The sequence below is a fragment of the Chitinophaga polysaccharea genome (assembly GCF_007829335.1).
GTDB classification, from domain to species: domain Bacteria; phylum Bacteroidota; class Bacteroidia; order Chitinophagales; family Chitinophagaceae; genus Chitinophaga; species Chitinophaga polysaccharea_B.
Map to the genome: position 1 here is coordinate 200,109 of NZ_VIWO01000007.1, position 13,713 is coordinate 213,821.

The 13,713-nt window shown below is 46.2% G+C and carries 12 protein-coding genes; 2 read left to right on the top strand and 10 right to left on the bottom strand.

Annotated elements, in window-relative coordinates:
- Nucleotides 1-101 precede the first annotated feature (101 nt).
- The 5 genes from FHW36_RS22335 to FHW36_RS22355 form a co-directional block, all read right to left on the bottom strand.
- Nucleotides 102-1,391: a hemolysin family protein gene (locus FHW36_RS22335; protein WP_145672191.1), complete on the bottom strand. Its 1,290-nt coding sequence runs from the start codon at nucleotides 1,389-1,391 to the stop codon at nucleotides 102-104.
- Nucleotides 1,392-1,413: 22 nt separating this feature from the next.
- A complete protein-coding gene (locus tag FHW36_RS22340; RefSeq protein ID WP_145672193.1) occupies nucleotides 1,414-2,145 on the bottom strand; it encodes a ZIP family metal transporter in 732 nt (243 codons plus the stop codon).
- A complete protein-coding gene (locus FHW36_RS22345) occupies nucleotides 2,142-2,720 on the bottom strand; it encodes a phosphatase PAP2 family protein (RefSeq protein ID WP_145672195.1) in 579 nt (192 codons plus the stop codon). Before FHW36_RS22345 ends, FHW36_RS22340 begins: the two co-directional genes overlap by 4 nt.
- A gap of 2 nt (nucleotides 2,721-2,722) precedes the next feature.
- Entirely contained in the window at nucleotides 2,723-3,466 is a 744-nt protein-coding gene (locus FHW36_RS22350; protein WP_145672197.1) for a class I SAM-dependent methyltransferase, read from the bottom strand.
- Nucleotides 3,467-3,558: 92 nt separating this feature from the next.
- Entirely contained in the window at nucleotides 3,559-5,577 is a 2,019-nt protein-coding gene (locus FHW36_RS22355; RefSeq protein WP_145672199.1) for an LTA synthase family protein, read from the bottom strand.
- Between the two features lie 229 nt (nucleotides 5,578-5,806).
- Here FHW36_RS22355 and glmM point away from each other — a divergent pair, with 229 nt between their 5' ends.
- On the top strand, nucleotides 5,807-7,189 hold the full coding sequence (glmM, locus tag FHW36_RS22360; RefSeq protein ID WP_145672201.1) for a phosphoglucosamine mutase: 1,383 nt from the start codon (nucleotides 5,807-5,809) through the stop codon (nucleotides 7,187-7,189).
- An 81-nt stretch (nucleotides 7,190-7,270) separates the two neighbouring features.
- On the opposite strand, the gene FHW36_RS22365 is transcribed toward glmM, so the two are convergent.
- The 5 genes from FHW36_RS22365 to FHW36_RS22385 all read right to left on the bottom strand — a co-directional run bounded on the left by FHW36_RS22365 (nucleotide 7,271) and on the right by FHW36_RS22385 (nucleotide 12,126).
- Nucleotides 7,271-8,398 (bottom strand): cysteine desulfurase family protein, encoded by a 1,128-nt coding sequence (locus FHW36_RS22365; protein ID WP_145672203.1) that lies wholly within the window; start codon nucleotides 8,396-8,398, stop codon nucleotides 7,271-7,273.
- Nucleotides 8,399-8,594: 196 nt separating this feature from the next.
- A complete protein-coding gene (locus FHW36_RS22370) occupies nucleotides 8,595-9,326 on the bottom strand; it encodes a LytR/AlgR family response regulator transcription factor (RefSeq protein ID WP_145672204.1) in 732 nt (243 codons plus the stop codon).
- Nucleotides 9,323-10,480, bottom strand: coding sequence for a sensor histidine kinase (locus tag FHW36_RS22375; RefSeq protein ID WP_186452562.1), 1,158 nt, complete (start codon nucleotides 10,478-10,480; stop codon nucleotides 9,323-9,325). Before FHW36_RS22375 ends, FHW36_RS22370 begins: the two co-directional genes overlap by 4 nt.
- Nucleotides 10,481-10,796: 316 nt before the next feature.
- Nucleotides 10,797-11,144, bottom strand: a complete 348-nt coding sequence (locus tag FHW36_RS22380; RefSeq protein WP_186452563.1) for a DUF4907 domain-containing protein — start codon at nucleotides 11,142-11,144, stop codon at nucleotides 10,797-10,799.
- Nucleotides 11,137-12,126, bottom strand: a complete 990-nt coding sequence (locus FHW36_RS22385) for a Kelch repeat-containing protein (protein WP_222429148.1) — start codon at nucleotides 12,124-12,126, stop codon at nucleotides 11,137-11,139. Before FHW36_RS22385 ends, FHW36_RS22380 begins: the two co-directional genes overlap by 8 nt.
- Nucleotides 12,127-12,372: 246 nt before the next feature.
- Here FHW36_RS22385 and FHW36_RS22390 point away from each other — a divergent pair, with 246 nt between their 5' ends.
- Nucleotides 12,373-13,707 (top strand): DUF4270 family protein, encoded by a 1,335-nt coding sequence (locus tag FHW36_RS22390; RefSeq protein ID WP_145672212.1) that lies wholly within the window; start codon nucleotides 12,373-12,375, stop codon nucleotides 13,705-13,707.
- Nucleotides 13,708-13,713 lie beyond the last annotated feature (6 nt).

Here is a 13,713-nt window from a genome sequence, read left to right on the forward strand (position 1 = left end):
GCATAAAGCTGGATTTATCCAAATAATTAACAACCCTCTGTCCCGATTTCCGGGTATTTACGTATGTGGTTACTACTTATTTTCGTTTTGGGGAACAGGCTTTACTCTTCCGTTGCTTGAGGTGGCGGTGTAACCAGCACTTTATCGATACGATGTGCATCCATGTCCACTATCTCAAAGGTAAAATCGCGCCAGGTGAATTTCTCACCGGTTTGCGGTATATGTTCCAGGTGATGCAGGATAAAACCGGCAAGGGTATCGAAATCCTGCTCAAATTCGGTCATCCAGTCTTCCTTATCAAATTCTTCCAGGAAATCATAAAATGGGATCTGGGCATCTACCAGCCAGGTACCATCTTCCCGCAGTACCATTTCATAATCATCCACATCGGCGGTTTCCGGCATATCTCCCACAATCGCTTCCAGGATGTCATTCAGGGTGATCATTCCCAGGAAAGTACCGTACTCATCTACAATAAACGCAGCGTGGAGGTGGGTTTCCTTAAACTTTTCAAGTACCTGGTAGGCGCTGTTATTCTCCGGTACAAACAAAGGTTTCCGGATCATATCTGCCAGCGGAACCGATTTATCGGCCACCCGGTACAGGTCTTTGATGGTGATCAACCCTTTAATACTATCTATTTGCCCGTCGCACACAGGGTATACAGAGTGCAGGCTGTCGTGGATTTTCTGGTGATAACTGCCAGTAGCCTCGTTAATATCCAGCCAGGTGATATCGTTTCGGTACGTCATCAGGGAGGTGATGTTACGGTCGCCCAGGTGAAATACCCTTTCTATAATTTCCTGCTCTGTTTCTTCGATGGCGCCGGAACTGGTGCCTTCGTTGATAATCGCCTTAATTTCTTCTTCCGTTACATGCGGTTCGCCGGTCTGTACACTGAATAACTTCACCAGTACATTGGTGGAGGCAGACAATAACGCGATGAAAGGATAGGTAAGCCAGGAAAGCACCTGCATAGGTTTGGCCATTGTTTTGGCGATGGATTCCGGCTTGGCCATACCAATGCGCTTGGGCACCAGTTCGCCCAATACCAGGGAAAAGTAGGTAATGACAATCACTATGATAACAGTAGCAGCCATGCCGCTGTAAGGCTGTATCAACGGAAAGGTGTTGAGCCAGGCCATCACATCAGCTTTGATGTTCTGACCAGAGTAAATACCCAGTAAGATGCCGATCAGGGTAATACCAATTTGTACAGTAGAAAGAAAAGTGTCCGGACTGTTCGCAAGCTTCAGTGCGGCCTTTGCTTTTTCATCCCCTTTATTGGCCTGGTTTTCCAACCGGTTTTTCCGGGCCGAGACCATTGCTATCTCCGACATCGAGAACAGGCCATTCAATAAAATAAGGATGAGGATAATGACGACTTCCATATATGAGCCTAAAAATAAAGAATTATTCAAATATCAGGGTAAGAAATGCCAATAGCAGCCCTATGGCGATGGCCAATACCTTCTTCCGGCTGAGTTCATGATGTTTCGTACCACTCTCGTAAAAGATGGTGGTGGAAATATGCAGGAAAGCGCCCACTACCAATGCCACTACATACAGGAGATAGTGCTGTACCACTTCAAAACGGTTACCCATCCAACCCGCCAGCAAAGCTGCTATGGGGGTTACCAGGGCAAAACATACCAGGATACTCCATAATTCCGACCGTTTCTTATGAGCATGTATCATCACCGTCATCAGGGTCAGGGCCTCCGGTATTTTGTGCGCCGCCACCCCTGCCATCAGGGAAGGTAATGCCGACTGATCATCATATTTGAAGCCCAGGGGAATGCCTTCCATGAATGCATGGATGGAAAGTCCCAGCAGCAGCGGTGTTACCGCAATGTGATGGTGATGTTCTTGTGGCAAATGAGTATGCCCATGCTCCATTCCATGCGACAGTTGCTGCAAAAACACCTGCAGGAAAAAACCCAGCACAATATATACGCCAGCCTGATGCCCCAGCTCATGATATACTTCCGGTAGCAGGTGCATGATCACCACACCAAACAGGAAAGCCCCCGTGAAAGCCAGGAGGTAAATAGAAAAGTTGGCGCTGACACGCTTGATAGTCATGGGAATCAACCCACCGCCAACAGTGGCAGCCAGTATTAATATCAGATAGTTCCAGTTCATGATGCGAGTTCGGGCTCCAGTCTTATACGGCGTTGAAAGAAACTACCGCTGAGCAGCCCGATTAAAATACCCAGTAAAGCACCTCCCAATACGTCTAACGGATAGTGCACGCCTACATAGATCTGTGCATAGGCAACAATAGCTGCCCATGCAAAAAATAACCAGGCATACCGGTCAAAAGCTGATTTTAAAGTTATGAAACAAAAGGTTGCCAGGGCAAAATGATTGGCCGCATGGTTGGAAGTAAAGCTGCCACTCATCGGACAATATACCACCAACACCCGTGCATAATGCGATACTACCGGGTCCCGGCAGGGTCGTATCCTTCCCACAGCACCCTTCAGGTATAAACTGGCCTGATCGGATACCCCGAAGCAAAGCAGGAAAAACAGGATCCAGAACAGCCCTTTCCAGCCATAGTTAATAGTTACAAACAAACCCAGGAAAAGGTATAACGGCGCCCATACATAAGGTTCCCGCACAAAAGGCAGCAGCGCATCTAAAAATGCGTTGTGCCATTGGCCATTGATATGAAAGAATAGTCTAAGATCCTCACGGAGAATAGATTCCAGCATGGCTATAATTTTGTGGCTACGATAATCAGTCGCGGTGAGCGCTGCGCATCGTAGCTGTTAAAGTGATAATCTCCGAAAATTTCCGTTATCTGAAGCCCCTGTTTGACAAACATACGCTCAAAATCCGCCCGGGTAAAGGCATTTACACTTTCAGTATAAGCGGCCCTGCGCATTTTCACTTTATCAAGGATGTTGATCTGCTTCATAAACTTATGATCGTTCAGCTCCCTGTGGATATCAAATACCACTCCCTCATCTTCCTTCACCTCATCTGTTACCAGGTGCGCAGCCACATACTCGCTGTTCAGGTAGTCCAGTACCAGTCTTCCGCCAGGCTTCATCGCATTCTTAAGCGTTCGCAACGCATTGTCATTATCCCGTTGCGAGTCAAAATAGCCGAAGCTGGTAAAAAAGTTAAATACTACGTCGAAATAATTGACCCAAAAAGGTAAGCGCATATCATGCTGGAAAAAGCTCAGGTGGTCGTTTTCCAATTTTTTTGCCACATTAATGCTTTCGATAGACAGATCGATCCCGGTTACATTATAGCCTTTGTCGGCCAGGTATTTGGCGTGACGGCCCTTTCCGCAGGCCACATCCAGCATTTCTGCGTCGGCAGCGGGATGCAGGTAAGTCAGCAGCTTGTCGATAAAAGCCGCCGCCTCCCTGTCGTCACGATGACTGTACAACAAATGATAATAGGGAGAATTAAACCAATCCTTAAACCAAAGTTTATCTACTTCCATAATTGTGGCAGTTACTGGCTGGTAAGCTTTAGCCGTTAGCGTTTCAGCAAATGCGCTAAAACGCCAACGGCTAAAGACCTGTTGCCAAACAGCTATTTTTTATTATTAAACATCAAATATCGGGTGCTTTGATAAAAGCCGCGTGTTAAATTATCGAGGCTTTTTGCCGTATCCGGTTGTTGCGCCTTGATATTTTTCAACGGATCCCCTTTCAGGTCGTACAACGCGGTAGAGTCGTTCACCATATTGATTTCGTACATATACCGGTTGCCCATCACTGCGTAATGTGCCATCTGGTTACGCATCGTTGTCAGGAACACATATTTATTATTTACCCGGGTACTGTCGAACAGGTCTATCCCCAGGGTATAGTTTTTATAAGGTATGCCCACCATTTTGGCTACCGTAGGATATACGTCCAGCAAGCTGCCGGGCGTAGTCACCACCTGCGGCGCAAGGTGTTGGGGGCTGTACATAAACGCAGTTACGTGTACACCGCCACTGGCCAGCTCATACTCCGGCAGCGGCATAAAGCTGTAAGGGTTGAGCACACAGTTATGGTCTCCGAAGAATACGAAGATGGTATTATCAAGATAACCATCTTTTCGGGCCATGTCCATCAGGTGGCCTACGTTGTAGTCTTCATACCGGAGGGCGTTCAGCTGATCGATCGATACAAATCCTGATTTTTTGAACGTGTTCATATCAATGTCTTTCTCTGTCAGCTTTTTAAAATCACCGCCGCCACTGGTCGTGGTATAAGGCGGGTGATTGTCTGCCAGCTGGAGAAAGGCGACAAATGGTTGTTTCTTATCATTATCAGCTTTGAAGATGGCGCTGGCTTCCGTGATCAGGTCGTAGTCGGCAATCCCCCATACATCGGCTTTACCGGATTTGTACATACCTTCTTCATAGATACGGATACCTTCCACGTTGTTGGTAAATACCGCGCGGATATTGGCCCAGTTGGTATTACCCCCCAGCAGGTATAATTTATCGTATCCTTTAAACTGGTCCATTACAATACGCTGGTCCAGCATTTTCGGGTGTCGGCTGGCCGTTTTCACCGAAGTGATATCCGGCAACCCGGTATGCACACCGAATACCGTTTTCGCCGTACTGATGGCGGGTACATAAAAGTTCTTAAACAGGATACCGCTGTCGGCCAGTCGTTTCATATGAGGCGTGGCCTGCATCGGGTTGCCATACATGCTGGTAACTGCTGCACCGGTAGATTCAAGCATCACCAACACCACGTTGAGCCTGGGTTTAGACGCATCGGCGACAATGGTACGTACATAGCTGAGGGTATTGGGATTCAGTGAATCTACTTTCAGGTATTCAGCGATATACGGGTAATATTTTTTAGTAGCTTCCAGGTCATAGGTATCTCCCTTCACAGAAAAATTGGACGCAAAATACAATATGGGGTTAAGTCCCAGGCTGGTAATGCCATTATCGCGGCTAAACATGGCCTGGCTCCAGCGCAGCGGGAAATAAGCGAAATTACCATAGCATCCGGCGCCAAACAGCAAAACCAGACCAATTACATAACCGGTGTAAGGCCAGTTGCGGAGATATGCCGGGGGTTGGGCTGCAAACTTCTTCCAGGTAGCTTTTTGCAGGCGGAATAAGAGAAACATAAAGACGATGATGCCCAGTACGCCTCTCACTACCGGGTAACTTTGCCATACCATGCGGGCATTGTCGGCCCGTTCTCCTTTGGCCAGGAACCTTAATACGGAGGGGTCGAGGCGTAAGCCCAGGTAGTCGTAGTGTCCCAGATCCAGTATATAAAACAGGGTCAGGAGCAGGTAAACAACAAAGAAATAAATAACGTTGGTGCGCCGTATAGCTTTGGAAGTAAAAAATTTATTCCGGGTAATCAGGGCCAGCAGGAGGATGGGTATAGTGAGGTAAAGGGCGAGACGCAGATCAAATCTGAGTCCCAGGTTCCAGGCTTTCCATATCGCTGCATGGTCTGTGATGGTTGTTTTGAAGAAAAAGAGGTAAAAAACTACCCTGAACATTACCATCAACAGGAAGAGGTAAAGCGTTTGAACAAACACATAACGAATATACCGGGGTATATTCTTCCACGAGTATTGCATGTAACGTATAGCTGTTTTTTGAAAAGCGTAGCTGCAAATATATCGAAAAAGCGGGAAGCGGAAAGCAGAAAGCCCCCGAAGCGGGCAAAAAGCGATAAATGACTTAACCAACTCGCTGATCAACCGCTTCGGGGGCTTTCTGCTTTCTGCTTTCCGCCTTCCGCTTTTGATAATTAGGATTTCTGGAATGCTTTTTTTTATATTTGCCTTCCTTTAAAAATTGAATCTTGTGGCACTGATCAAATCGATATCCGGCATACGCGGAACCATAGGCGGTAAGCCCGGCGAGGGACTTTCTCCATTAGATGTGGTAAAATTCACGGCAGCATACGGCACCTGGCTGAGCCGTCAAACAGAAAACCGTAAGGTGGTAATCGGCCGTGATGGCCGTATTTCCGGCGAGATGGTGAGAAACCTGGTCGTATCTACCCTCAACGGGTTAGGTATCGATGTAGTTGACCTTGGTTTATCTACCACTCCTACTGTAGAGCTGGCCGTAACCATGGAAAATGCTGCCGGCGGTATTATTCTTACTGCCAGCCATAATCCGAAAGAATGGAATGCGCTGAAATTACTGAACAGTAAAGGCGAATTTATTTCCGGCGAAGACGGCGCTACCCTGCTGGACATTGCAGAACGCGAAGATTTTAATTTCGCGGATGTAAATAAGCTCGGTACTTATACCGTAGATGATTCTTACCTGCAAAAGCACGTAAACCTGGTGGTGAACTATCCGCTGGTAGACGTACCTGCTATTAAGGCGCGTAATTTCAAGATTGTAGTAGACGCGGTAAATTCTACCGGCGCTTTGTTTGTTCCGCCCCTGTTGAAAGCGTTGGGCGTGGAAGAAGTAGAAGTGCTGTTTCCGGAAGTTACCGGCAAATTCAGTCACAATCCTGAGCCGCTGGCAGAAAACCTGACGGCACTTTCCAACGAAGTCAATAAATCCAATGCCGACCTGGGTATTGCGGTAGATCCGGATGTGGATCGCCTGTGCTTTGTATGTGAAGATGGCAGCATGTTCGGGGAAGAATACACCCTGGTAGCGGTGGCCGACTATGTATTAAGCAAAAGAAAAGGTAATACCGTTTCCAATATGTCATCTACCCAGGCGTTGAAAGACGTAACCCTGAAGCATGGCGGCCAATACACGCCTTCCGCAGTGGGAGAAGTGAACGTGGTGAAGAAAATGAAAGACACTAACGCGGTAATAGGCGGAGAAGGCAATGGTGGTATCATTGTACCGGATCTGCATTACGGCCGGGATGCCCTGATCGGTATCGGCCTTTTCCTCAGCCACCTGGCACACAGCAAGAAGAGCATCAAAGCGCTGCGTAACAGCTATCCTGATTACTTCATCTCTAAAAATAAAATAGAGCTGGATAAAGGGGTAGATGTGAAAACTATCTTCGAAAAAATTAAGGAGAAGTATAAAAACCAGCCACTCAATACAGAAGATGGACTCAAAATAGAATTCGACAAGGACTGGGTGCATCTCCGTACCTCCAATACCGAACCTATTATCCGTATCTATGCGGAAAGCCAGAATGAAACCACGGCAGATAATATTGCCAAGCGGATCATGCAGGATATCAAGGAGTTTATGCACTAATGGCATTGACCATAAAAAGGAAAGCGGCGAATGATGGTATCATTCGCCGCTTTCCTTTTTATGTGATCAGCAGGGGACCGCTTATATCAGTTCTTTCAGCTTGGCAACTACCTGGTCTACTTCTGCTTTGGTGTTGTTTTTACAGAAAGAGAAGCGGACAGCTATCTGGTTGGGGTTGCTGTTGATGGCGCGGATAACGTGCGAGCCGGCATTCGCGCCGGAGGTACACGCACTGCCACCGGAAGCACAGATGCCGTTGATATCCATGTTGAACAGGATCATCTCTGATTTCTCCGATTTAGGGAATGCCACGTTCAATACGGTATAGAGGCTTTTGCCGTATAGGTCGCCGTTGAAGCCTATCCCCGGGATATGCTGCTGCAGCTGTTCGGCCATGTACATACGCAGCCCGTTGATATGAGCGCTATGTGCTTCCTGCTCGGCTGTAGCAATTTCCAGTGCTTTGGCAAACCCGATGATACCGTACAGATTTTCTGTACCTGCGCGCATATTACGTTCCTGGCTGCCTCCCTGGATGAAAGGCGTAATCTTTACGTTTTCGTTGATGTACAGGATACCTACTCCTTTAGGACCGTGGAACTTGTGACCGGCGCCGGTAACGAAATGTACAGGCGTGTTTCGCAGATCGAACGGGTAGTGTCCTACCGTTTGCACGGTATCAGAGTGGAAGATGGCATCAAACTCCTTACAGAGATTACCTACCGCATGAATGTCGAGCAGGTTACCGATTTCGTTGTTGGCGTGCATCAGGGAGACCAGGCATTTTTCGGTGGAATTTTGCAGCAGTTCGCGCAGGTGTTCCATATCAATATGACCGGTAGGCAACACTTTCACAAAGGAAAGGGCTACCCCATCATGATGATGCAGGTACTCTACGGTGTGCAGGGTGGCATGGTGCTCAATGGGAGAGGAAATAATGTGTTTGCAACCCAGGTCTCTCACCGCGGCAGTAATGGCGGTGTTGCTGCTTTCTGTACCACCTGAGGTAAAGAAAATTTCCCCGGGATGTGCATTCAGTATTTTAGCTACTGATTTGCGTGCGTTTTCGATACCCAATCTTGACTCCCGTCCGTAAGAATAGATAGAGGAAGGGTTACCGAACTTTTCCGTCATAAATGGCAGCATAGCTTCTAATACTGCCGGGTCCAGCGACGTGGTAGCTGCATTGTCGAAGTATATTCTTTCCATGGTGGTTTTTGATAAAAGAATAATTAATTAATGGTGGTATGGTTTAAAAAGAGGGCTAAGTTCGGAAAAAAAGCGGAAAGCATAAAAGGAAAAGCACAAAGCCACTGTAGCGGAAACATTAGCGAATGTGATAATATTACATCCTGCTGACATTTCCGCTACAGTGGCTTTATGTTGTATAACTTCTCCCCGCGCCTTACGAATTTCGGTTAATCACGTCGTAAAAACGGTCCCTATACCCATCAGAGATAGGGATAGATTGATTGGCGATCATGACGGTATTTTTCTCCACGCAATTTATTTTGTTGAGAGATACCAGGTAAGAACGGTGCACACGGATGAACTTATCTGCGGGTAAACGTGTTTCAAACGATTTAAGGCTACGCAGGGTAAGTACCGGCAAATTATGTGTATAAATTTTTGTATAATCTTTCAGTGCTTCAATGAAAAGGATGTCTTCCAGGTTGATTTTAATGATCTTGTACTCTGTTTTGATGAAGATGTAGTCATTCACCCAGGCGGCTTCCATGGGTACGGTGTTACCCATGGCCGACACATTTTTCTGCTGGGAAACCGACCAGGTTTCACTGGCTTTGGCCGCTGCTTTCAGGAAACGTTCGAAAGGAACCGGTTTCAGGAGATAGTCGACCACATCGAGATTAAATCCATCCAGCGCGTACTCGCCGTATGCCGTAGTGAATACTACCATCGGTGGATATTTCAATGACTTGAGGAACTGGATACCGGTGATATCCGGCATTTTGATATCCAGGAATACCAGGTCAACCGGCTCGTCCTGGATGAAGCGCAACGCGGTGGCCGCGTTTTCGAATTTACCCGCCAGGGTGAGGAATGGAACCTTACGGATATAATCTTCCATAATTTCCAATGCCAGCGGTTCGTCATCCACAGCAATACACTTGATCATTTGTTCAACACAATTTTAAGATCTACAATAAATTGGTTCTCCGTTTCGCTGATATTAATCTCATGCCTGTTTTCATAGAGCAATGCCAGGCGTTTCAGTACATTGTCAAGACCTATGCCTCCCCTCTCTGCCACACGCTCTTTAAAATGACTGTTTTTAACTATTAATCTGATCATATCATTTGTTGTCGTCACATCTATATCGATGAAAGATTCCTCTGTATAACTGATACCATGTTTAAACGCATTTTCTACGAAAGGCACCAGTAACATCGGTTCAATCTGCAAACCATCTGCATCGCCATTTAACTGGTATCGGATGTCAATATCTTTCGGTAATCTCAATCGTTGTATTTCTATGTAATCATGCAGGTACTTCAACTCCTGCGACAGTAACACTTTGGCCTCATTGGATTCATAGATCATGTATCGCATGATGGTGGATAGCTTCAAAATAGCGTGTTCCGTTTGCGAAGACTGTTTATGCGCCAGCGAATAAATGGTGTTTAAACAGTTAAACAGGAAATGAGGATTGATCTGCGACTTTAAAAATTTTAATTCCGCATTTAACTTCTCCACTTTCAGCTCTTCCCGTTGTTTTTCACTTTTAAACCATTCCAGCGCAATCTTGATGAATCCACTCATAAATAACATCAGCAACGCAAAAAAGCCTGATCTTCTGAGCACCTCCGGGAAAAAGAGGTATTCCCATAACGTAGGCCCTTCCTCGAAAATATGGGGAGGAGGCACCGGCAAAAACCCGGTTGCTGCCACCGATACAGCCCCTCCTACCGTGTCGTGTGCTTCTCTATGCGTTACAAATCCCGGTTCCATCATGGAAGCCCGGGCACTGAAAAACATGCGACGATGGTGAAACGGAGGAAAGCTATCAGATGTTACTGATACCGTATTACTTTTTTGGCCCAGATGAACTGCCATCATCGCAGACCGGGGGCCCAAATGTTTGAAAAAATAGAAATTGAGCACCGCCTGTTGTGCCGTAATAAAAATAATTAACAGGGCTATACTGCACAGGTACGTAACAATTTTGCTCCTGTTGAAATACCGGGGAATCAGCACATAAATATTCAGGTAAAAAATACCAATCAGGAACAAGTTATCTACCAGCTCTTTTAAAAAGAAACCAGTATGCATGATCTGTATACGATAAATGAAAAACGGGAAGAATAAAAAGCATGCCCATCCCAGGACGTGCAAGGAAATGAGGAAGGGACGACTTTTGAGAATGCGTTTGAAATTTAGCATCATGTAATTTGATGCGATAAACTTACATTAGATAGGGTTAGACTTGTGTTAAAGTTTGTTAATCCTCTATAAGGTATTGTTAAATTTAATAAAGAACTTAAAATCGGCTTAAAATACATTAACGGATTAAACCTTTGGATCAGTGTTGTTTTTAATGCGTGGCATTGCAAACAACCTGTTCCAAAGGTTCATTTATCGTAAATAATTATTCCGCTTCCGGTATTCCCATGCGCACCAACTCCTGTTGCGACATAGAAGGAATCTTATGGTGGGTCAGCTTTTCAGCCACCACATTTCCTACCCGCAGTGCATTTTCCTTCGACCGGAATACCCGGTTTCCGGGAACGCCGGGGATAATGTCCTGGTAAATATAAGTGCGGCCACCTACATTTACTTTGTATCCCCAACCATCGTGTATCGCAAAGGGCTCTACTACTACGGCGAGCATATCTGAACCGTTCTGTTGTACAGCTGTGCGGGAGGACTTCCAGGCGAAGAACACCAGCGCCACAACGGCTACTACGGAAACGATGATAATGTTACGCTTAGTCATTTTTATTATATGCTGCGTTTGGATCAAATTCCCGCATATCATCCAGCTGTAAACTGGAGCTTTGTCCCAATACTACGAAACCTCGGTTTTTCACGGTAAAACCGGTAGCATAAGTACGTGCGGCGCCCTCGAAATCTGTTTTCTGTACCCAGCGGTCAGTAGCCGGATCATATTCCCAGGTAGCGGTGGTATAACTACCTTTTGTACCGGTAGTGATATACCCTTTTCCATTGATGACAAAAGAAGCTGCGCCACTGCCGGCAAAGTTGTAGGCATCATCAAAGCTGTCGTCGCTTACATTAGCAATCGAGTTGAGGGTAGTCCAGTTGGTACCATCAAAGGAATAAAAATCTGTAACAGGTGTAGAATTAGCCGTTCCCATCACTACATACGCTTTGTTATTGATCACAAAGGCAGAAGCATCTTGTCTTTTACCGCTGTTGAGGCTCTGGGCTTGTGTCCAGGCATTGGTAGCAGGATCGTATTGCCAGTTATCCTTTAACCAGTTGCCATCGTAACCGGTAGCGATAAAGCCTTTATCATTCAGGGCAAAAGCTACGGCACCATAACGGGCACTACCGCCAAAGTCTGCTTTACGTGTCCAGGTATTAGCGACAGGGTCGTATTGATAAAAATCATTCAATTTATTCAGTCCATCGTAACCGGTACCGATATATCCTTTTCCGGCCATGGCCATACCAACGGCGTTACTGCGTGCAGTTCCGGTAAAAGGCGCCTTCTGTGTCCACTGGTTCAGGTCCACATCGTACATCCAGATATCCTGTAATCTGTTAAGTCCATCATATCCGGTTCCTACATAGGCTTTATCATTCACCACGAATGAAGCGGCTGAGCTTCTGGCAACACCTTCAAATTCAGAACGTTTAATCCAGTTCCCAACCAGCGTAGTTGTATTTGAACTCTTCGAACAGGCCGCCAGGGAAGCCATCAATAATAAACTATAACCTTTTAAATATCGCATTAGCATGTTCTTTTTACTGTAGCCAAAATTATCTGCCGGAGCATTCCGGCAAACAGGAAATAGCTATTCCCGCTATTTTAGATGACGGATACCGTTATTTCGTCTACCAGTAGGATTCTTTCCCCGAAAAGCCCCTTCCCGCGCTATTGTCAGCATAAAGAACAGATTTCGTTATTCATCGATAAATTTTGGCTATTGGCATATTAAAGCAATTGAAAGTATCGATCCTGTCTAAAATTGCGCACCATGAACAATACCATGTATCATTTAATTTTCAGGTGCGTAAATGGCCGGATACCCAGGTACCTCCCCGTATTATTGCTGGTGGCGCTGATCTCATCCTGCCAGAAGACGGGGTTTACCTATAACAACATTGTAGACAATAATCAGAATACCGATTATATCCTTACCGACACCTTGTCGGTGAGGACGCAAACCATACAGCAGGACTCCATGCCTACCTCCGGTGCAGAAGTGTTACTGGCCGGCAAAAGAGCAGACCCGCTGTTTGGTACTTCCACCGTTCAATCTTATTTCCAGATTGCGCAACCGGCCACCATCGACATTCCTGCCAATGGCTCCAAATATGATTCCATGGTGCTCATGATGCGCCCCAATGGCTACCTCTCCGGCGACTCTACCCAGGTACAGCAACTACAGGTATACCGGGTAACTTCTACTATCCAGACTGCCAAGAACTTCTACTACCTGTACAACAGCAGTAGCTTTTCTACCGAAAGTACGCCTATAGGAAGTTTCACCGGTGTTATCCGTCCTCATACCGACAAGATCATTACCGCCCATATGTCTGATCAGCTGGGCGCCCAGCTATTCCAGATGCTGGTAGATAAAAGTCCGGATATTACCACCAACAATATGTGGCTGGAATTTTTCCGGGGGCTGAATGTAAGAGGAGGCACCGGCAGCACCCTCGTATCGGGCTTTACAGCTAATGATACCTCCCTGGTGATGCGTTTATACTATCACGTTAATGAATTAATTACTACTGTAAAATATGTCGATTTCAAGATGCAGGCATCTAACCTGCAATTCAACCAGGTGGTAACCACCCGGACCGGCACGCCATTGGCGCCGCTTACAGGCCCGGGTAAAACCCTGCCTTCAGCCAGTGTCGGCAACCAGGGCTTCACACAGCCCATCACCGGTGTAGCCACCCGGATCGATATTCCTTATATTAAAAACCTGGCTTACCTGGGACAGTTCTTTAAAGTGATGAGGGTGTACCTGTCCCTGAAACCGGTAAACGGCACCTATGTCAACGACCGGCTGCCACCACGCATGGCCCTCTGTGAAGTAGATAAGCTGAACAACGTTACCGATACGCTGACTTATGGACAGCTGACCATCGACAAACAATTTAACGCAAACACCAACTATACCTTCGATATCACCAATTATGTGATCAAGGAACAAACAGTTACCGATGTTAATTCACGGGGACTGTTACTCACACCAAGTGCTACAGACGGAAAAACAACACTGGACAGGCTGGTAATAGGCGATCAAAAGAATACTCAGAACCCGCTTAAAGTACAGTTATACTATCTGTTGTACAAATAAAGGATA

Coding starts and splice junctions, on each gene's coding strand:
- FHW36_RS22350 (WP_145672197.1), bottom strand. CDS start 3,466: ATGGAAGTAGATAAACTTTGGTTTAAGGATTGGTTTAATTCTCCCTAT.
- FHW36_RS22365 (WP_145672203.1), bottom strand. CDS start 8,398: ATGGAAAGAATATACTTCGACAATGCAGCTACCACGTCGCTGGACCCG.
- FHW36_RS22355 (WP_145672199.1), bottom strand. CDS start 5,577: ATGCAATACTCGTGGAAGAATATACCCCGGTATATTCGTTATGTGTTT.
- FHW36_RS22345 (WP_145672195.1), bottom strand. CDS start 2,720: ATGCTGGAATCTATTCTCCGTGAGGATCTTAGACTATTCTTTCATATC.
- FHW36_RS22390 (WP_145672212.1), top strand. CDS start 12,373: ATGAACAATACCATGTATCATTTAATTTTCAGGTGCGTAAATGGCCGG.
- FHW36_RS22335 (WP_145672191.1), bottom strand. CDS start 1,391: ATGGAAGTCGTCATTATCCTCATCCTTATTTTATTGAATGGCCTGTTC.
- FHW36_RS22340 (WP_145672193.1), bottom strand. CDS start 2,145: ATGAACTGGAACTATCTGATATTAATACTGGCTGCCACTGTTGGCGGT.
- FHW36_RS22385 (WP_222429148.1), bottom strand. CDS start 12,126: ATGCGATATTTAAAAGGTTATAGTTTATTATTGATGGCTTCCCTGGCG.
- FHW36_RS22380 (WP_186452563.1), bottom strand. CDS start 11,144: ATGACTAAGCGTAACATTATCATCGTTTCCGTAGTAGCCGTTGTGGCG.
- FHW36_RS22370 (WP_145672204.1), bottom strand. CDS start 9,326: ATGATCAAGTGTATTGCTGTGGATGACGAACCGCTGGCATTGGAAATT.
- FHW36_RS22375 (WP_186452562.1), bottom strand. CDS start 10,480: ATGCATACTGGTTTCTTTTTAAAAGAGCTGGTAGATAACTTGTTCCTG.